This window comes from Shewanella sp. ECSMB14101, assembly GCF_000773485.1.
Lineage (GTDB): Bacteria > Pseudomonadota > Gammaproteobacteria > Enterobacterales > Shewanellaceae > Shewanella > Shewanella marisflavi.
In genome coordinates, this window is sequence record NZ_JSFF01000008.1 from 42674 (window position 1) to 61360 (window position 18687).

An 18687-nucleotide genomic window follows, 5' to 3' on the forward strand; every position below is an offset into this window, starting at 1 on the left:
TGATCATATTGTATTCAGCTGTGCATCAGCTTAGTCATTTTCCAGGATATGAATGAGATCTGACTTGAGCGCCACCTCTGTCTCGACCCCAGGTGACAAGCCCATCTTTTGGGCAAAATGTAACGGCACCTCTGCATTGAGATGGTGTTTAACCCCTTTGATACTGGCAACCAGACGCATGGTTTCTCCCATGCTGAGACAGGACTCTATGGTGATGGCCAGTTTGTTAAAGCTGCGGCACAGGCGCCCCTTGGTGATGGAGTTAAAGCGCACCCCCTGATTGGGGATCACCCAGCGCACCTTAGCGCCGATAGCCAACTGCTCAGAGTAGTTGCTGGCAAGCAGATGCTCACCAAACTTAAGCCAGGTAATGTCGCGCTCTGCCTCTTGGGCTACCACATGGGCATCGAACAGGTTTCTCAAGCCCATTTGCTTGGCAACCGCCTCGTTACGCGGGCGACTTAACACATCGCGGGGATGACCTTGCTGCAGTAAGGTTCCCTGACTAATCAGTATCATACGGTCGGCTAACAGTAGCGCCTCATTCAAATCGTGAGTCACCATGATCACGGGGATCGCTAGCTGTTCCTTGAGCCTCGCCAGCTCCAGGTAGAGTCGCTCGCGAGTTTCTCTATCGACCGCCGAAAAAGGTTCATCTAATAACAAAACTCTGGGCTCTCTTGCGAGTGCTCGGGCCAGCGCAACCCTTTGCCGCTGACCACCTGAAAGGTTTGCCGGCAGACGATCCGGCAGACCATGTAGGTTCACCCGCTCCAGCCAATCTTTAGCCCTGGCCACCCGCTCAGCCTTGGGAATATGATCCAGCGCCGCCACCACATTCGCCAGCGCCGTCATGTTGGGAAACAGACCAAAGTGTTGTGGCACATAGCCCAAGTGACGCTGCTGGGGCGTCAAGTAGCGCCCTGCCTCACTGCTAAACCAGATGTCGTCGCCATAGCGTATCTCGCCCGACTCAGGCTTGGTCAATCCGGCAATCATTCGCATCAGGGTCGATTTACCGCCCCCCGAGGGGCCGACAACTGCCAACACCTCTCCGGCGCGGCAGACAAACTCGGCGTCTAGGGCGATGCCCTCTTGTTGAAAGATCTTACAGCTCAGATCAGCGACGTCTTGAGACACTCACCCCTCCTAATCGACGGGACAGACTGGTGGTCAGCGCCAACGCGGTAATGGCAAACAGCAGGAGCAGCAGCGACATCTGTCCGGCAGAGGCAAAATCGAACGCCTGCACACTGTCGTAGATTGAGATGGCAATCGTCTTGGTCTCGCCGGCAATATTACCGCCCATCATCAAGACCACACCAAACTCGCCGAGCACATGGGAGAAACAGAGCACCAACGCCGTGAGTACCCCGGGCCACACTAAGGGCAGCTCTATCTTAAACAAGACTTTGGCCGGACTCATGCCGCAACAGGCGCCCGCATCACGCACCTCTTCGGGCACAGACTCGAAGGCGCGCTGAATCGGCTGTATAGCAAAGGGAATATTGACCAATACCGAGGCGACAACCAGCCCCGAGAAATGAAACACTAATTGCTGGCCCAACAGGGCCTCTAGGGTCTGCCCCAGCCAGGACTGACTACCAAGCCCCACCAGCAAATAGTAGCCGATCACCGTCGGCGGCAATACCAGAGGCACCATGATCAATGCCTCCACCCAAGACTTGCCCCTAAACTGGCGATACGCGAGAAAACGTCCAGCCCAGATAGCAAAAGGGATCAGCACCAACACGGTAACACAGCTTAATTTGATCGAAAGCAGCAGCGCCTGCCAATCCATTACTGGTCTCCACCTTCACTGACAAGGGGCAGGCCAAAGCCAAATTCGGTGAATATCGCCCTCGCCTTTGGATGACTCAGATAAGCATAAAAAGCCTTGGCCGTTTCTCCCGCCTTAGGAGTAAGCACCATGCGCTGATTCATCGGTGAGTGCCACTCGCTCGGCAGCGCCACATAATGACTGGCGGCGCGAAATTGGGGCGCCATCGCCAGCGACAAGGCGACAATACCGCCATCGGTAGAGCCACTAAGGGCAAATTGCGCCGCCTGCGACACATTCTCGCCATAGATAAGATGCGCTTGCAGCGGCTGCCACAGCCCTAAGCGTTGCAACACCTCCTTGGCGCGTTCACCATAGGGGGCATGTTCAGGGTTGGCGATGGCAAATCGCTTTAGTTTCCCTTGCTCCAGCAGTTGCTTAAGCCCGGCAAGTTCAGCATCAATCACTAAGGGTGAGCGCTTGGGCGCCGCTAATGCTAACCGACCGATAGCGTATACCTCACCATCGCTGTCTGTGACGCCCAGTTTGTGAAGCTGGTAGATATACTTATCATCTGCCGACAGAAACAGCTCAAACGGTGCACCGTGGCGCAGCTGAGCCACAAAGTTACCCGATGAACCATAGGAGATGCGCACCCTTTTGCCCGTATCTTGGGTAAAGTCGGCGGCAATCTTATCCAGCGCAAACTTAATGTTGGCAGCCGCCGCAATAGCCGACACCTCGCTCGCCCAAGCCATAGGCGCCCCCAACAAGATGAGGCAACCTAAGATTAAACCTCTGAGCATATCCATTTCAGCCCTTCCCCATGGTCGCAGCTTAAGCCACGGCTTACTGCTTGTCCCACATCTTGGCCGCCTGTTCATCGGCGTCCTTAGCTTCGACCCAGTTCTTACCCTGATCGCCGGCTTCTAACTTCCAGAACGGCGCCTTGGTCTTGAGAAAATCGATCAAAAATTCACAAGCGGCAAACGCTGCCTTGCGGTGGGCACTGGTCACGCCGATAAAGACGATCTGCTCACCCAACGCCATGGTACCGACTCGGTGAATAATGGTTACATGGGTCAGCGGCCAGCGCTCTCTAGCCTCGACGGCAATTTGATTCAGCACAGCTTCAGTCATACCTGGATAATGTTCCAGCGTCAGATCGGTCACCGCACTGCCATCGTTGAAGTCGCGCACCTTACCCACAAAGGTCACCACGGCGCCGTCACTGTCATCTGCGGCGATACGGGCATATTCATCGGGAACGCTAAAATCCTGAGTCTGCACCAGCACTCTGTCGATCGCTTGGCTCATAATTAACCTCCGGTGACGGGGGGGAAGAAAGCGACTTCGTCGCCATCTTCAACCTGAGTATCCCAGCTACTGATGGTTTGATTGACCGCCACCAACAGCTTATCGGAGGCTAATACCTTGCCCCACTTGTCATCTTTGGCCGCCAATAAGGCTCGTAAACCTTCGGCGGTGGTGGTCTGCTCGCTTGCCTCGACACTTATTGTGCTTTCACCTAACAGCTCGCGCACTTGAGCAAAAAATAGCACATTAATCATTACGTTACCTCTAACCTGTTCAAGGCCTAAACCTTGACTTAAACCTTAAAATGTCCCGACTTACCGCCACGCTTTTCCAGCAGACGCGTCTGAGAGATCACCATATCTTTCTGCACCGCTTTGCACATGTCATAGATGGTCAATGCCGCCACCGAGGCTGCGGTTAGCGCCTCCATCTCGACACCTGTCTTACCCGACAGCTTGCACAGGCTGGTGATACGCACTCGGTTATGCTCGGGCTGCGCTTCGAGATCCACCTCGACCTTGGTCAGCATCAGGGGGTGACACAAAGGAATCAAGTCTGAGGTCTTCTTCGCTGCCTGGATCCCCGCGATACGGGCCGTGGCAAAGACATCCCCCTTATGGTGGCTGCCGCTCATGATCATCTCAAGCGTCTCAGGCGCCATCTCGATAAAGGCCTCGGCACGGGCTTCGCGCTCAGTAACCGCCTTCTCGGTGACATCCACCATATGGGCATTGCCATCGGCATTAATATGGGTAAATTCACTACTCATCAATTGCTACCTTCTTCACGTGCATCACAAAGTTACAGGGTCTGTGAGTGGCATCGAGTTGTTCTTTTAAAATTTTGTTCCAGCCAGTCTTGCAGGCGCCAGTCGAACCCGGCAGACAGAAGATGGCAGTCTTGTTAGCAAAGCCACCCAAGGCTCGGGACTGTACCGTTGAGGTGCCTAGCTCGGTATAAGTGATATGACGAAACAGCTCGCCAAATCCTTCGATTTCGCGGTCAAACAGCGGCTTGACGGCCTCTGGCGTGTTATCCCGCTCGGTAAAGCCTGTGCCGCCGGTGGTAATGATCACCTGTACATCACCTGATGCGATCCACTGAGACAATACCGAACGTATCTGATACTTGTCATCTTTGATCAGTCGACGTTCAGCCAGCTTGTGTCCAGCCTCCAGTAAGGCCTCTTGTAAAAATTGTCCCGAGGTATCTTGGCTTAAGTCTCGACTGTCGGATAGGGTTAATACTGCTATGTTGAGCGGTTCAAATTGAGTTCTCGTACAATGACCCATAACGTCTCTCTTCACTCTTGATCTGTTTTGCTAAAAACTGATGTGCCTACAGGAATACTGGGCAGAGTATACCCAGATAGCGAACGGAATATCTTGCGCTAGCGCAAGCCCGACTAGCCTCCGATAGACGCCAGGTGCTGTGTTACACCCGTAATACCATCGTGGAGGAAGTGGGTCTCTTTCTTAGCCCTGAGCTGACCATGTAAACGCTCGATCAACTCGTCTCGCTGAGTGTGTGACTGAAGTAGATCCCGCAGGTCAACGCCATGCTCGGTAAAGAGGCAAAGATGCAACTTACCCTTGGCCGAGACACGCAGGCGGTTACAGCTGGCGCAGAAGTTCTTCTCATAGGGCATGATCAAGCCTATGCGACCCTTGAAGTCATCATGGCTAAAGTTTTGTGCCGGTCCATCGTCGACAGCCGACTGATCGAGCTGCCAGCCATCCTGAATCAGCTGCGACTTAATGTCGGCACCCGCCAGGTGATGAGCCTTGAAATACTCACGCCCCAGACCGGTTTCCATCAGCTCGATGAAACGCAGATCGATTGGAGTGTGCTTGATCCAGTGCAGAAAGCGGGGCAGGTCTTTATCGTTTAAGCCCTTGAGCAGCACTGCATTGATCTTCACCCGCTCAAAGCCTGCCTCGAGGGCCGCATCGACGCCGCGCATCACCTCATCGAATTTATTTTCGCCGGTGATCTGATAAAACATGCGTGGGTCTAAGCTATCGACCGAGACATTGATACGGCGTAAACCAGCATCGAACCACTCTTTGGCGTGCTTCTCGAGACGATAGCCGTTAGTGGTGGTTGCCAATGTCTTGATCTTGTCGTTGTCGGCCACGATACGCACGATATCGGTAAAATCTTTACGCAGAGTGGGCTCGCCGCCCGTGATGCGGATCTTCTGGGTGCCGACCTCGGCAAAGGCGCCCACCAGATTTTCGATCTCATTGAGATCTAAAAACTTAGGCTTACCATCGGGACGATAACCATCAGGGAGGCAGTAAGTGCATTTGAAGTTACAGACATCGGTAACTGACATCCGTAAATAGTGAAATCTTCGACCAAAATTGTCTTGTAGTTGAGACATGATCACCTTTCCAAGTAAGGGGAGGTGAGTCAATTTCTTTCCTCACCCCGGTGGCATTATTGCCACGGCTGACTCTCCCTATCTGCGGACGTAGGAGAGAAAGCTCGGAGAACCGTCGTTTATCAATTATAGGCTGATATAGACCGAGTTTTATAGTACTAACTTTCCATTTCTTGTCTGAAATCAATCAAGCGTTAACATAATGTGACACCGCTCACGAAGATTAATACTATCAATTAGTCTATCCTGACTGCTTAAACTCTGTGCCATTTCACCATTTTAAGGTAAGGTGGATACAAAGAATAAAACACCCGTTTCAATCGGGGGAAAGCTAAAAAGAGGTGAAGTGATGGAACGCGAATCGATGGAGTTCGACGTCGTAATCGTTGGTGCAGGCCCAGCCGGTCTGGCTACCGCATGTCGACTAATGCAAATCTCTCAAGACTCAGGCCAAGAGCTAAGTGTCTGTGTAGTCGAGAAGGGCTCAGAAGTGGGCGCACACATACTCTCGGGAGCCGTGTTCGAACCTAAGGTGCTCGAAGAACTGTTCGGCGATTGGAAAGAACTGGACGCGCCGCTGCATACGGCCGTCACCCATGATGAGCTCCATATGCTCAGCTCAGACTCGGCATCACGCGCCATGCCCAATGCCTTTATCCCTAAGACGATGCACAACGATGGCAACTATATCATCAGTGTCGGTAACCTGGCTCGCTGGTTAGCAGAACGCGCCGAAGCGCTTGGCGTCGAGATCTTTCCTGGCTTCCCCGCCAGCGAGCTGTTGTTCAATGAAGATGGCAGCGTCAAGGGTATTATCATAGGCGACATGGGCATAGGCGCCGATGGCGAGCCAAAGGACAGCTATGAACCCGGCATGGAGCTGCATGCCAAGTACACAGTATTTAGCGAAGGCTGCCGTGGCCACCTGGGCAAGCAGCTGATTGAAAAATTCCACCTGGACAACGGCAAGACGCCGCAGCACTACGGCCTGGGGTTCAAGGAGATCTGGAAGGTCCCCAGCGAGCAACATGAACAAGGCAAAGTGGTTCACACTGGCGGCTGGCCACTGACCGACGGCACTTCAGGTGGCGGCTTCCTCTATCATATGGAAGACAACCAAGTAGCCGTAGGTCTTATCATAGATCTCAACTATCAGAATCCGCACCTGAGCCCGTTCGATGAGTTCCAGCGTTACAAAACACATCCAGTGATCAGCCAGTACCTCAAGGGTGGTGAGCGCATCAGCTATGGCGCCCGCGCCATCACTAAAGGCGGACTCAACTCTCTGCCTAAGATGAGCTTCCCTGGCGGCCTCATCATCGGCTGTGATGCCGGTACCCTGAACTTCGCCAAGATCAAGGGCACCCATACGGCAATGAAGAGCGGCATGATCGCGGCCGAAACCATCTGTCATGCCCTGCATGCCGGTGTGGAAGGTGGCAAAGATCTCGACTGCTACCAAGAAAAGTTTGAGCAGAGCTGGCTACAAGAAGAACTCTATAGTTCACGCAACTTTGGCCCAGCGATGCACAAGTTTGGAGCCTACCTGGGGGGTGCCTTCAACTATATAGATCAAAACTGGTTTGGCGGTAAGTTCCCTATTACTCTAAGGGACGAAAAAGCCGACTACGCCCAGATGGCCGACGTCAGTGCCTACAGTAAGATTGACTACCCTAAGCCAGACGGTAAGCTCAGCTTCGACAAGCTCTCTTCTGTTTACCTGTCGAACACCTACCATGAGGAAGATCAGCAGTGTCATCTGCGTCTCAAAGATGAGCGGATCCCTATCGAGGTCAATCTGGTTAAGTTCGACGAACCTGCCCAGCGTTACTGTCCTGCGGGGGTATATGAGATAGTGGAAGAAGCTGGCGAGAAGAAGTTTGTCATCAACGGTCAGAACTGCATTCACTGCAAGACCTGTGACATCAAAGACCCAAGCCAGAACATCACCTGGGTGACTCCTGAGGGCGGCGGCGGACCTAACTACCCGAATATGTAATCCGGCTATTAGCACGATAAACGTACAGAATGTAAACGCGCCTTAGGGCGCGTTTTTACTTGCGATTAACATTCTTCGCAACCATAATGGCGCCATACCTACAAGCGTTTTCAAAACGTACCATTTGAATCCAAATGGAACCCTACCTAAAAAAGTTCAATGGTTTAGCGTGTTTAGTAAACAGCGACTAACCTTAAATCAAGTATTCACAACTCCGATAACACTCGGACAGAGTAGATGCGAGTCATAAACGATGAAACTAAACATGCTCACCATAAAGCAGAAGATCTTACTCACGGTTACCGTTGCCGTTTTGCTATCCACGGTACTGGTCGGCGTCTTAAGTCAGCGCAGCGCCAAGGAAGTTGTCGAGCAGCGCATGCTCAGCTCAGAACTGCCTAACACCTTGCAAGCGATACGCAACAAGGTCGAGATGGATATCGCCACCTTGATGAATGCCGCCGAGCAGCTGGCCAGTAGCAAGATGCTCAAGCAGTGGCTGGTCGAGGGTCGCCCGGCCGAGACCGAATCTCTGGTGATCGCCCAACTCAAAGACATTCAGAATCAATACCAGCTGGTACAAGCCTCCTATGCCGACAGGCAAACCGCCGCCTACTACACTCAGGACGGTTTCCTGCGAATTCTCACCCCAGATCAGGATGGCTGGTTCTTCAACTATAAAGATAGCGGCACAGAGCGCATGCTCAATGTATTTACCGAGGCCAATGGTGAGGTCAAGCTGTTCATCAACTACCAGCAACCCAATGATCGCGGTCTAGTGGGACTAGCTAAATCACTGGATGACATGGTGCGCCTACTCAAATCTTTCAAGATTGAAGACACAGGCTTTGTCTACCTGGTGGATGCCAAGGGCGATGTGAAACTGCATTCAGACACCAGCCAGATCGGCAAGGCCAGCCTAGCCTCGCTCTATGGTGGTGACGTGACTCGGCAGCTACTCAACCGTAGCGATTTTGGCCTAACACAGACAGAGCTAAACGGCGAGACACTGCTGGTTGCCAGCAGCTATATTCCTTCTATGGATTGGTATCTGGTCGCCCAAGTGCCTAGGGCCGAAGTATTTGCCCTGCTGGAAGAGTCCGCCTACCAGATCCTTATCTGGACAGTGCTTATCGCCGCCGCCTTTATCGGCCTCTCCACCTTAGTCTCAGCCTCGGTCAGCCAACCTATCGCCAAGGTCGCCGATATGCTACAGGATATAGGTCAGGGCGAAGGCGATCTGCGCCAACGCCTGCCTGTCGAGGGCAACGATGAACTGGCTCAACTGGCCAAGGGCTTCAACAGCTTTATCGAGAAGATCCAGCACTCCATCATAGAGGTGACCGACACCAGTGTGCAGCTGAGTCATGCGGCCAAAGATGTTGCCCATCAGGCACAGCAAACCCAGGATGACAGCCAGCTGCAGAAAGATCAGACCATGATGGTAGTCACCGCCATCAATGAGATGGGTGCCACAGTGCATGAGATCGCCGGCAACGCCGCCCAGGCCGCCGACAATGCTAAAGATGCCGACAACGCCTCCAACAGCGGCCAAGTCGTGGTCACCCGAGCACGTGACACCATCAACCAACTCTCTCTGGATGTGGAGCAGGTGGGCAATGTGATTGAGTCTCTGGCTACCCACACCACCTCGATAGGCAGCATCTTGGATGTGATCCGCGCCGTATCAGATCAAACCAACCTGCTGGCGCTCAATGCCGCCATCGAAGCCGCCAGAGCTGGTGAGGCAGGCCGAGGCTTCGCCGTGGTCGCCGAAGAAGTACGTAACCTCGCCTCACGCACCGCCGCATCGACCGATGAGGTGCAGAAGATGATCGACAACCTGCAAAGTGAAGCGGCTCGCGCCGTCGAAGCCATGACCCAGAGCAAGAGCCGCAGCCAGGAAGGTGTGCAGGCGGTCGATGAGGCCAGCCATGCTCTGACGGAGATCAGCCAGCAGATTGGCGCCATTACGGACATGAATATTCAGGTCGCGGCTGCCACCGAAGAGCAATCCACAGTAGTGGAAGATATCAATCGCAATGTCACAGAGATCAGCGAGATCACCCAGCGTACCAGCGAGACCTCGCAAGCGGTGGCTCAGGCCAGTCAGTCGCTCAATCAGCTGGCCCATCGCCTCGACACCCTGGTCGCTGGCTTCAAGGTATAGCTTTGGCCCCATCAAAAAAGCCCGCGATTGCGGGCTTTTTATTTTGTGCTTAGTGATTAGGGCTTAAGAAACTTAATCGTCAACGGATACTGGTAGCTAATCCCTTCGCTAGCCTTCATGGCGGCAATGATGGTGACGACGATATCGAACACGGCCAAGATACCCAGTAAGATAAAACCGATACCGACAAACATAAGGATCATGCTGATCACCGCATACACCATGACGCTTATCTTAAAGTTCAGGCAGTTGCGGCCACAGGTGTCGACAAAGGCGATCTCCTCACGCTTCATCAACCAGACGATCAGTGGCCCCAAGATAGATCCAAAGGGAATGAGATAACCTGAAAAACTGGCTAAATGTACCGCGACCCCCATGTTTTTATCGTCACGGGATAAGGTTTCAAATTCTGACACGAATGACTCTCCTTGATGATTCATAATCAATGACTACACAATTACTGACCCTTAGGTCCAAATAAGCGCATTTCCCACGCTTCTATCTTCTGACTTTCCAGACGGCGCTGCAAGCTGTTAACCCAAGAAAGCGCCAAGCCCTCAGTGCTGGCCAGTCTATCATAGGCCTTAGCATCAAACTCGGTGGCGAAATAGATGCTCATCGCCTGACGCAGGCTCATATCGCTGCGGCGCTCCAGCAGACGAATGCTATCGCCTAGCCCTATCTCGCCCGGTGTTAACACGCGATAAAACCAGCCACACAAGCCTGAGGTCTGCATGGCCAGGGCAAATTCGGGATGACCAAATTGGTGATTCAGCTTAAAGCAGGGGGAACGCGGCTGAGTCACCTGCAATTCAACGTCGCCAATCCCAATGATGTCGCCGATATTCACCTGGGTCTCATCCAGCCCAACGGTACTGATGTTCTCACCCATAGCGGGCACATCTTTAAATCCCTGCATCATGTCCCAGCGACGATACTGACCATAATGTTCACGAGGAAAATGGTGTAACACTCTGTCGGCGCCGCCGTGATGTTTAGGATCGGCTTGACCATCACCTTGCACACTCATTTCACCCACCACTAAGCGGGAACATGACTGCTTGGCATCGATCATGCTGTTCACCCCAGCATGGACTTTGGCCTGATCACCACGGTACAGACCCGAAATCTTATTCACCAACACACTCATCTCGACAACACTCCCTAATGACCGACCTAGTAGCTCACAGATTCAAGCGCCCCACCCTCAGCGAGCGAGACATTATCATGGCATTTCTGACTTCGTCAGACTAGAAGATTATGTTACAGACAAAAAAAAGCCCCAGAAGATGGGGCGAGAGAACAGAAAAACACGCTATGTTAAAAAAGAAGCTACACAAAACAAGGTCAGGGAACTGCTTGCGACCAATGCAGCTACTCTAGCCCGAGATAATGACATTATGATGACAAATCTCTGCAGCTTAGTGAGTCGCGTGTTCCAGGTAGTCTTTTAACTGTTCTCCCGGTATCGAGCTCTCTGTCGCCACCGCAAACGCCGCCCAACGGGCGCCTTCTGCCATCGCCAGCGTATAATCATCTCCTCGAACCAGGCCGTGAATTAAACCAGCCGCATAGGCATCCCCCGCCCCCGTAGTATCCACTACATCGGCAGGTTCGGCTGCCACTCGAACCTCACCGTCAGCCTGATAAAGCACGGCACCAGAGGCGCCATCGGTCACGATAAAGGCCTGTAAACTGTCACCGGCAATAGAGAGACCATACTCCCAAGGCGATAGCTCACTGCGCCCCTGCATATCGGCACGCGAGGCGATCAATACATGGCAGGGCCGGGTGCGATCATCTTTGGCCAGCTGCGCCACCACCAGACTGTGGGGTAAGGCGGTCTTGGCCCAACTCACCGCGCCTTCAGCCGATGAGTTAATATAGAAGGCATCCCAATTGTGCCAGTTTGGCGGCGCCGCCAACTCAAACTTGGGGCGTTCGGGACGTATGATGGTACGTTCACCATCCGGGGTCATCACCAACAACATCTCACAGGTATGTTGCTGATAACGCTGCATCAGACGACAATCTATGCCCAGAGTGCTCGCCTCAGCCAGCAGCCAATCACCAATCTCATCGCGGCCCACCTGACTCACTAAAGCCACATCATGTCCGGCCCACACCAGACCAATACCGGTATTGGCGCCGCCGCCACCAAGGCGCTGTCCGCCATCTTGATAATGAAAGCGCCCTCCCATCTTTAACGGCTTATTCAGCCTGAGGATACGATCGCAATTAAGATTGGCAACCAGCAAGATATTGGCCATGAATGCTCCGGGTAATAGCGGATCAGCAGAAGATAAGATCGCCTAAACAAGAATGAGGTTTTAGGCCCACATGCTAAATAAACGGGGCCTGCCAAGCTTCATTTATATCAAGGCCTGAAGGCCAGCTCAACTAATTAAGGCTGCAGCAGATACATGCCTTCACTCGCCGGTCGCGAGTACTTAAAGCCAAATTTCAGATAAAGGGCTGGCACATCAGCCATTAAGGTAATGTAGGCGCCCTTTGGCGCCTCGATGTCTAGATAAGCCATGATGTTCTCCATGATCGTACTTCCCAGGCCTCTCCCCTGATATTCAGGGTCTACCGCAATATCCACCAGCTCGAAATTTAGCGCACCATCACCCACCACACGGCCCATGGCAATCACCTTTTCGCCATCTAAGATATGTACGCCAAACAGGCTAAGCGGCAGCCCCTTTTCTGCTGCGCTGCGGCTTCTCGGAGTCAACCCCGTTATCTGCCGAAGATGCAGGAAATCATCCAATGGTGCCACCCGCTTTATCAGGCGAAAACCTTGTATACTCTCTGCCTCATGTACTTCTCGCCACTCACTCGCTAGCAGGGCGTAGCCATACTCGCTGCCCCAACTGCCCTTGAAGAAGATATTGTCCCGATAGTGTGCCTCGCGGCGAAATCCAACACGCTCAAGCAGGCCCCAGGCGGCATGGTTGTCTACATCTGTGATAGCCGAGACCCTGTGTTTCCCTAAGGTCTCAAACAGGTAAAGCAATAATCCCTGCACTGCCTCTCGCGCCAAGCCCTGACCCTGATACTCGCTCGCCAAGGTAAAGCCTATCTCAACCTGCTGCTCATCGATAAAATGCAGCGCCAGATCTCCCAGCAAACTCTTAGTTTGACGACATTCCAGAGCCAGCTGCATCCAGGTGCCCTGCGTGCCAAAGGGGGTTTGTCGCAGCCCCTCAAAGAGCGTCAGCGCATCTTGATATTGGTAATCTTGCCAGCTTTGATAGCGGGCCACCTCAGGGTCGGCGCGGTAGGCGGTAAAAAGCTTTAGATCGGCCAATTCAAAGGCGCGGCAGAGCAGTCGCTGTGTCTCAAAGTAGATCATCTCAGTTGCCTTCGCTTCAGCTAAGCCAGCGCGTAATAACTGCCGCTTGGCGGTGCGGCGAAGAGCACCATGGCCTCTTGCATCTTGTCACTGGGGTAAGCCTGCACCGAGGCGCGGTGCTGCTCGGCAGACGCCCAACGCTCGACCACGACGAAGCGCCCTACTTCATCGAGCGGACACAAGACTTCGTAACTTAGGCAGCCGGGCGATGCGCAAATATAATCACTTAAAGATAAGAGGAAGGCCTTTAATTCGTCAGCCTGACCTGTGGCGGCCTGAAATTCACCTATACGTACTATCATCTGATTTCCCTGTACACAATGAAGAAGTCACCAAACTACCCTATTCACAACGACGTCGCAAAGCTTAGCGGCTATTCATACTGACAGCTTAAAAAGCTTATTTAGATCTCCTCGGCCAACTGCGCGAGAAAGTCTTGCATCACTCTGGTACGATGCTCCGCCTCCTCTTTAGCAGACGCAGTTTGCATGGTATCCGCTAAGGTAAACAGCTTCTGCTTAAAGTGATCTAAGGTGTAGCGGCTATCATCCACCACTCTGGAGTGGCAGAAGGGATCTTCCGAATGATACAGGGCTCGTCCCAAAGAGGTGCCCACCTGCAGGCAACGCACCACGCCAATGGCGCCCAGAGCATCTAGCCTGTCGGCGTCTTGCACTATCTTGGCTTCCAGCGTTTCGGGGGCGATACCAGCACTATAGCTGTGGGCTAAAATGGCATGATGAATCGCCGCCAAATACTGCTCTGGATAGCCAACCTCGGTGAGAAACGCGATCGCCTTGTCGGCAGCCAAAGTAGAACAGAGGTGGCGCTGAGGATCGTCTTTGGCCAACGCCACACAGTCATGCAACCAAGCCGCTGGCACCACCACTTCGGCGCAGGCAGATTCGCTTGCGCACAGGCGCTTGGCCGTTTTCACCACACGGGCAACATGCTGCAGGTCATGGGCAGCATCGCTTGGTGTGATACCTTGTAGAAATTGTGCAAACAGGGGGTCAAAGGCCTGCATTGGTAAAGCTCCGGCAATAAAAAAGGCTGATCTATGATCAGCCTCTTTAGCTCAGATGGCAAATGCCCCTTACATATCACAGGGCTTAAGCGGCTTACGCAGCTGCGCACGCACGTTATCCATGCCTGAGTAGAACTCTTTCATCATCAAGAGGCCCATCATCTTACCGTTATCTGTAACGATCAGGTTATCGGGATCGCTGGGGTCATTCTTGATGGCACCGATCGCCTTCATCGAGGTCATCTCTTTAAAGAGCGCCCAATCCAAGTTCACGCCAAAAGTATCACGGAAATACTTGCGCGACAGACGACCTGAGAACATGCCCAGCAGGAAGCGATACTGCATCACATCTTTCTGGCTGTAGTTCTTCTGCTGCTCAACCCCCATACGGCCAGCGGCAATGTTTTCCTGATACTTGCGCAGAGAGAAGGTATTCACATACAGGGTATCGTTGAGGAAACTGAAGGAGCCTGAACCAACCCCAAGATATTCGTCATAATCGATCACATACTCATCGAAGCCTTCGTTGTTGGCCTTACCGAACGCCCAAGCCGACAGCTGGTTATACTGACCGTTGAGGCTATTGAGGATTTGGCGATACTGACGCGCCATATCCCCTTGAGGGGCCGCCAGCTTACCCTTAACGCTTTTGCGGGTCTGATGAGTGATCATCAGCGGATAGGTGGTGATCTGACGAGGATCGAGACGCGAAGCCATATCCAGATCGTGTTGAATCACTTCATCTGTCTGGCCGCGGAAGCCGAAGATGAGATCCACGTTAATGATGGGAAACAGCTCCTTGGCTGCCATGATCTTATCGAAGGTTTGCTGACCCGAGCCAAACTTCTCCAGACGATCTGTCATGGCAAGAATGTCGTCGTTGAAGCTCTGTACCCCGATAGACATGCGATCCACCAAGCCTTCCAGCAGCTTAAAGCCGGGGCTGTCGAGGTGTTGAGGGTCCGACTCGCAGGAGACCTCTTTTATGCTAGGGAACAGCGTCTTGGCATATTCGATGGTGCGGGCCAGCTCGTCTTCCAATACCGTAGTCGTACCACCGCCGATATACATGGACTCGAAGTCATAACCCAGCGCCTTGACCATCTCCATCTCTTTACGCAGCGACACAAAATAAGCGCGCGCCTTCTCCTCTTTAAACAGGAAGCGATGGAAGGTACAGAAGGAGCATAGCGTATGGCAAAAAGGCACATGGGCATACAGCATATACTTCTTGCCTTCCACAGGAGCAGGCATCATAGAAGCAGACTGGGTATCTAGTCGTAGATTCTTATCAACATAGTACTGCATCACTCGTTCCATCGAGTTCAGCATCCAGTTGGGGACAGTAATATTAGCTTGATAAGGCGTAATCAATTCACCTGGCGCCGTTTGAATAATAGAAGACGAAGACATAGATATTCCTAGCTGAACCGGCCTTGAGAACAAAGCCTTTTAATAAATAAGGACTTAAAGCGATACACATCCATTTGCGGAACACAAAAGTATCACTAAAGGAATATATAAAACGTGAACTGGCTTAGAGTTACAACACCTAACATTAGATTAGCTGAAGAATTGTTAAGCATGTCATGTTTTAGTAAACATTGAACAAAGGTGATCACCCATTATGACCCAATACCAGTAACAATATGGCTTCGCTAGGGTTTTGCAAAAATCGATATGTTGCAGCGATGAACTAAATAACGTAGGTTAAATAACTAATAAAAATAAAGATGTAGGCTCAAGCCCTGCTGGCTCAGCGCTACTCTATACAAGGACGTTAATGATGAAATGGAATTTATTGGTTTCGGTGTTGCTCACCGTCTCACTCGCTCTCTTTGGCTATATCAAATACACCGAACTCGCCGCCAATACTCTCGCCAACAGCCAACGGGTCATCGCCCTTAGCAAACAGATCGCCGAATCCGGAAGCATCATTCCAGCCGGGACTGTTGCCTATTTCGAGCTGGCCAACTGCCCAGAGGGTTGGCAGCGCTATAACGAGGGGGTTGGTCGCGTTACCTTGGCGGCAAATGATCAAGAAAATGATCTGTCTGTACGCAAGCTCAAAGCTATCGGCGGCGAGGAAAAGCATAAACTCACGCTCGCCGAATTACCCAAGCATACCCACGTCTATGACGATTGGTACTACTATGACGCGGGAGACGAGCCGGAATATGCGACTGGCGAAGGCGATGATGTCGGCATGCGACAACACCAAAAGCGTCGCACCGAACCTGAAGGTCACAGCATAGCTCACAACAATATGCCGCCTTTTATCGTCTTATTACAGTGCATCAAGCTGTAACAAGGCTCACCTGACACACTCTCCCGGACTCTGATTAAAGTAGCGCTTAAACTCTCGACTAAACTGAGCCGGGCTTTCATAACCCACCGCGATTGCCGCCTCTTTAACTTTTACGCGCCGTTGCAGCAACAGCTCCTTTGCCTTATTCAGGCGCAGCTTCTTCAGATATTGGATCGGTGATGAGGCGGTGACCTCCTTGAAACAGCGATGAAACGCCGAAGGGCTCATATTTACCAAGGCAGCCAATTGGTCGACCTCTATGCTGGAAGCAAAATGCTTATGCAGATAGCTTAGCGCCTTATCGATACGTGATAGCCGAGTGTGACTCAGCGCTAAGGCATACAGAGGCGCCGCATTGGGCAAAGCCAACAAACGATATAAGATCTCCAGCACCATGGCCTCCCCTAAGGCCTCGGCCTCGAGCGGAGACTGCATTGCCTGCAATAAACGATGAATGCTGCATTCGAGCGACTCGCTGGTCGGTGCAATAAAATAACCTGGCAGGCGTGACTCATTAAGGGACTGGGGTACCTTGTGATAGCTGTCCATGATGGGAATGAGACGATTAAGCTGTGCCAACTCGATATCTATCATCATCACCAGCACGGGCTCCTCTTGGCTGGCAAAGGTTTCACACTCCACCGGCATAGGCACAGTCATCACTAAGGTGTTTTGCGGATCATAATCAAACACCTTGTCATCGAGATAGATCCGCTTCTTGCCTTGGCCGACAATCATGATCCCTTGGGAATAACACAGTGGACCACGTGCGCCATAAGCCGATCCCCGAAACAGCTTGATCCCCGGCAATACGCTGTCATTCATTCCCTCATCGGGAGCCAGCTCAGACATCAATTCGGCAACACTCTTCACGCTTCACCTCAATAACCAGACACAACAAACTGAGGCAATACTACCACCAGGGCAGGAAAAGGCATCAAAAAAGGCCATTTAATTATCATTAAACAGAAATTGAGTAGAAATAGGCAAGCACTGTCCAGCAATAGGTATTTAAAACTCGCGCCAGAAGACTAGTATGTGCAGCATATTCTTAGGTGACACAAGGTATCCCCATGCTTAATTTCGATTATCGCAATCCCACACAGATCGTTTTCGGTAAAGACCGCCTGGCCGAACTAGACAAATTGATCCCTACAGACGCCCGTGTCATGGTGACCTATGGCGGCGGCAGCGTGAAACGCTTCGGCACCTTAGACAAGGTTCTCGGCGCCCTGGGTAATCGCACCGTCGTCGAATTTGGCGGCATTGAGGCCAACCCACAATATGAGACCCTGGCCAAGGCGGCCAAGCTAGCTAAAGAGGAGTCTATCGACTTCCTGCTCGCGGTCGGTGGGGGGTCTGTGATGGATGGCACCAAGTTCATCGCCCTGGCAACACGATTTGAGGGTGACAGTGCCAGCCTACTGTTCCACGGTTTCGCCCCTGTGCCAGTCGAGGCAGATCGAGTTTTGCCACTGGGCACCATAGCCACACTGCCAGCCACAGGCTCTGAAATGAATGCTTTCGGCGTAGTGAGTTATCAGGGCGGTAAGTTTCCTGTCAATCACCCCAGCATCTACCCAAGCTTCTCGCTGCTGGATCCGACCCTGACCTTCACCCTGCCTAAGATCCAGGTAGCGAACGGTGTTGTAGATGCCTTCGTCCATGTGCTGGAGCAGTATGCCACCTACCCTGTCGATGGTCGGGTTCAAGACAGAACCGCCGAAGGGATCATGCGCACCCTGATCGAAATTGGCCCTATCACTCTGGAAGAGCCCGAGAACTACAACGCCAGAGCCAACCTGATGTGGAGCGCCACCTCGGCCCTCAACGGCATGATAGGCGCTGGCGTGCCATTCGACTGGACAACCCATATGATTGGCCACGAACTAACGGCACTGTTTGGCGTTGATCATGCGCAAACTCTGGCCGCAGTGCTGCCATCGGTCTGGCGTGTCCGCAAGAGCCAGAAGCACGCCAAATTGCTGCAATATGCCGAGCGCGTGTGGGATATCACAGAGGGCGACGAAGCGAGCCGCGTCGATCAGGCGATCGACAAAACGGAGCAGTTCTTCCAGCAACTGGGCCTTAAGACCCGCCTGCGTGATTATGATATCGCCCGGGAACAGATTGGTGACATCATAGCTGCACTCGAAGCCCATGGCATGACGGCGCTATCTGAATCTGGCGATCTCAGCCTGGATATCAGCCGTGAGATCTTAGAGATGGCCTGGTAAACACCCAGAGCAGACACTCAAGGCACCTCCACAGGAGGTGCCTTTTTGCTATATCGTCCCTTCTCCGCCTAAGACCTGACGCCAGAACGCTAGGCTCTACTCTAC

The 18687-nt window shown here is 52.6% G+C and carries 20 protein-coding genes, 1 pseudogene and 1 riboswitch; of the genes and pseudogenes, 4 read left to right on the forward strand and 17 right to left on the reverse strand.

Annotated features, from left to right (window positions below):
• Positions 1-30 precede the first annotated feature (30 nt).
• The 8 genes from NY07_RS08235 to moaA all read right to left on the reverse strand — a co-directional run bounded on the left by NY07_RS08235 (position 31) and on the right by moaA (position 5483).
• Positions 31-1140 (reverse strand): ABC transporter ATP-binding protein, encoded by a 1110-nt coding sequence (locus NY07_RS08235; protein ID WP_033538870.1) that lies wholly within the window; start codon positions 1138-1140, stop codon positions 31-33.
• The gene (gene modB / locus NY07_RS08240) at positions 1121-1801 is read right to left on the reverse strand and encodes a molybdate ABC transporter permease subunit (RefSeq protein ID WP_033538871.1); all 681 of its coding nucleotides are present in this window, start codon (positions 1799-1801) and stop codon (positions 1121-1123) included. The genes NY07_RS08235 and modB overlap by 20 nt, the downstream gene beginning before the upstream one ends.
• Positions 1801-2592, reverse strand: a complete 792-nt coding sequence (gene modA / locus NY07_RS08245) for a molybdate ABC transporter substrate-binding protein (protein ID WP_033538872.1) — start codon at positions 2590-2592, stop codon at positions 1801-1803. Before modA ends, modB begins: the two co-directional genes overlap by 1 nt.
• Before the next feature lie 37 nt (positions 2593-2629).
• Complete coding sequence (gene moaE, locus NY07_RS08250; RefSeq protein WP_033538873.1) at positions 2630-3097, reverse strand: molybdopterin synthase catalytic subunit MoaE; 468 nt, start codon at positions 3095-3097, stop codon at positions 2630-2632.
• A 2-nt stretch (positions 3098-3099) separates the two neighbouring features.
• Positions 3100-3351, reverse strand: a complete 252-nt coding sequence (gene moaD / locus NY07_RS08255) for a molybdopterin synthase sulfur carrier subunit (protein ID WP_033538874.1) — start codon at positions 3349-3351, stop codon at positions 3100-3102.
• A gap of 38 nt (positions 3352-3389) precedes the next feature.
• Positions 3390-3866, reverse strand: a complete 477-nt coding sequence (moaC, locus tag NY07_RS08260) for a cyclic pyranopterin monophosphate synthase MoaC (protein ID WP_033538875.1) — start codon at positions 3864-3866, stop codon at positions 3390-3392.
• On the reverse strand, positions 3859-4389 hold the full coding sequence (gene moaB, locus NY07_RS08265) for a molybdenum cofactor biosynthesis protein B (RefSeq protein WP_033538876.1): 531 nt from the start codon (positions 4387-4389) through the stop codon (positions 3859-3861). The genes moaC and moaB overlap by 8 nt, the downstream gene beginning before the upstream one ends.
• 113 nt (positions 4390-4502) lie before the next feature.
• Entirely contained in the window at positions 4503-5483 is a 981-nt protein-coding gene (gene moaA / locus NY07_RS08270; protein ID WP_033538877.1) for a GTP 3',8-cyclase MoaA, read from the reverse strand.
• A riboswitch (molybdenum cofactor riboswitch) is annotated at positions 5471-5605 on the reverse strand. (Overlaps the previous gene by 13 nt.)
• A 227-nt stretch (positions 5606-5832) precedes the next feature.
• Here moaA and NY07_RS08275 point away from each other — a divergent pair.
• Together NY07_RS08275 and NY07_RS08280 are read left to right on the forward strand one after the other, a co-directional pair.
• Positions 5833-7482, forward strand: a complete 1650-nt coding sequence (locus NY07_RS08275; protein WP_033538878.1) for an electron transfer flavoprotein-ubiquinone oxidoreductase — start codon at positions 5833-5835, stop codon at positions 7480-7482.
• 253 nt (positions 7483-7735) lie between these two features.
• Entirely contained in the window at positions 7736-9652 is a 1917-nt protein-coding gene (locus NY07_RS08280; protein WP_033538879.1) for a methyl-accepting chemotaxis protein, read from the forward strand.
• Positions 9653-9708: 56 nt separating this feature from the next.
• Here NY07_RS08280 and NY07_RS08285 read toward each other — a convergent pair whose 3' ends face one another.
• From NY07_RS08285 to NY07_RS08315, 8 genes and pseudogenes are all read right to left on the reverse strand, one after another.
• Complete coding sequence (locus tag NY07_RS08285) at positions 9709-10029, reverse strand: DUF4870 domain-containing protein (protein WP_033538982.1); 321 nt, start codon at positions 10027-10029, stop codon at positions 9709-9711.
• Between the two features lie 80 nt (positions 10030-10109).
• On the reverse strand, positions 10110-10802 hold the full coding sequence (locus NY07_RS08290) for an MOSC domain-containing protein (protein WP_033538880.1): 693 nt from the start codon (positions 10800-10802) through the stop codon (positions 10110-10112).
• 271 nt (positions 10803-11073) lie between these two features.
• Positions 11074-11922, reverse strand: a complete 849-nt coding sequence (locus tag NY07_RS08295; RefSeq protein WP_033538881.1) for a PfkB family carbohydrate kinase — start codon at positions 11920-11922, stop codon at positions 11074-11076.
• 134 nt (positions 11923-12056) lie between these two features.
• A complete protein-coding gene (locus tag NY07_RS19180; RefSeq protein WP_258311758.1) occupies positions 12057-12434 on the reverse strand; it encodes a GNAT family N-acetyltransferase in 378 nt (125 codons plus the stop codon).
• 51 nt (positions 12435-12485) lie between these two features.
• Positions 12486-13010: pseudogene (locus NY07_RS08300) on the reverse strand (GNAT family N-acetyltransferase); the annotation flags it as partial.
• A gap of 20 nt (positions 13011-13030) precedes the next feature.
• A complete protein-coding gene (locus NY07_RS08305) occupies positions 13031-13312 on the reverse strand; it encodes a putative quinol monooxygenase (protein ID WP_033538882.1) in 282 nt (93 codons plus the stop codon).
• Positions 13313-13413: 101 nt separating this feature from the next.
• Positions 13414-14037 carry an HD domain-containing protein gene (locus NY07_RS08310; RefSeq protein WP_052125570.1) on the reverse strand — a complete coding sequence of 208 codons (624 nt, stop codon included), beginning with the start codon at positions 14035-14037 and terminating at the stop codon, positions 13414-13416.
• 69 nt (positions 14038-14106) lie between these two features.
• Positions 14107-15450, reverse strand: a complete 1344-nt coding sequence (locus tag NY07_RS08315; protein WP_033538883.1) for a coproporphyrinogen III oxidase family protein — start codon at positions 15448-15450, stop codon at positions 14107-14109.
• Positions 15451-15820: 370 nt separating this feature from the next.
• Between NY07_RS08315 and NY07_RS08320 the strand changes: the two genes are divergently transcribed.
• The gene (locus NY07_RS08320) at positions 15821-16345 is read left to right on the forward strand and encodes a phage baseplate protein (protein ID WP_140946846.1); all 525 of its coding nucleotides are present in this window, start codon (positions 15821-15823) and stop codon (positions 16343-16345) included.
• A gap of 6 nt (positions 16346-16351) precedes the next feature.
• On the opposite strand, the gene NY07_RS08325 is transcribed toward NY07_RS08320, so the two are convergent.
• Positions 16352-17218 (reverse strand): AraC family transcriptional regulator, encoded by an 867-nt coding sequence (locus NY07_RS08325; RefSeq protein ID WP_033538885.1) that lies wholly within the window; start codon positions 17216-17218, stop codon positions 16352-16354.
• A 200-nt stretch (positions 17219-17418) separates the two neighbouring features.
• Here NY07_RS08325 and NY07_RS08330 point away from each other — a divergent pair, with 200 nt between their 5' ends.
• On the forward strand, positions 17419-18582 hold the full coding sequence (locus NY07_RS08330) for an iron-containing alcohol dehydrogenase (protein ID WP_033538886.1): 1164 nt from the start codon (positions 17419-17421) through the stop codon (positions 18580-18582).
• Positions 18583-18687: the final 105 nt, after the last annotated feature.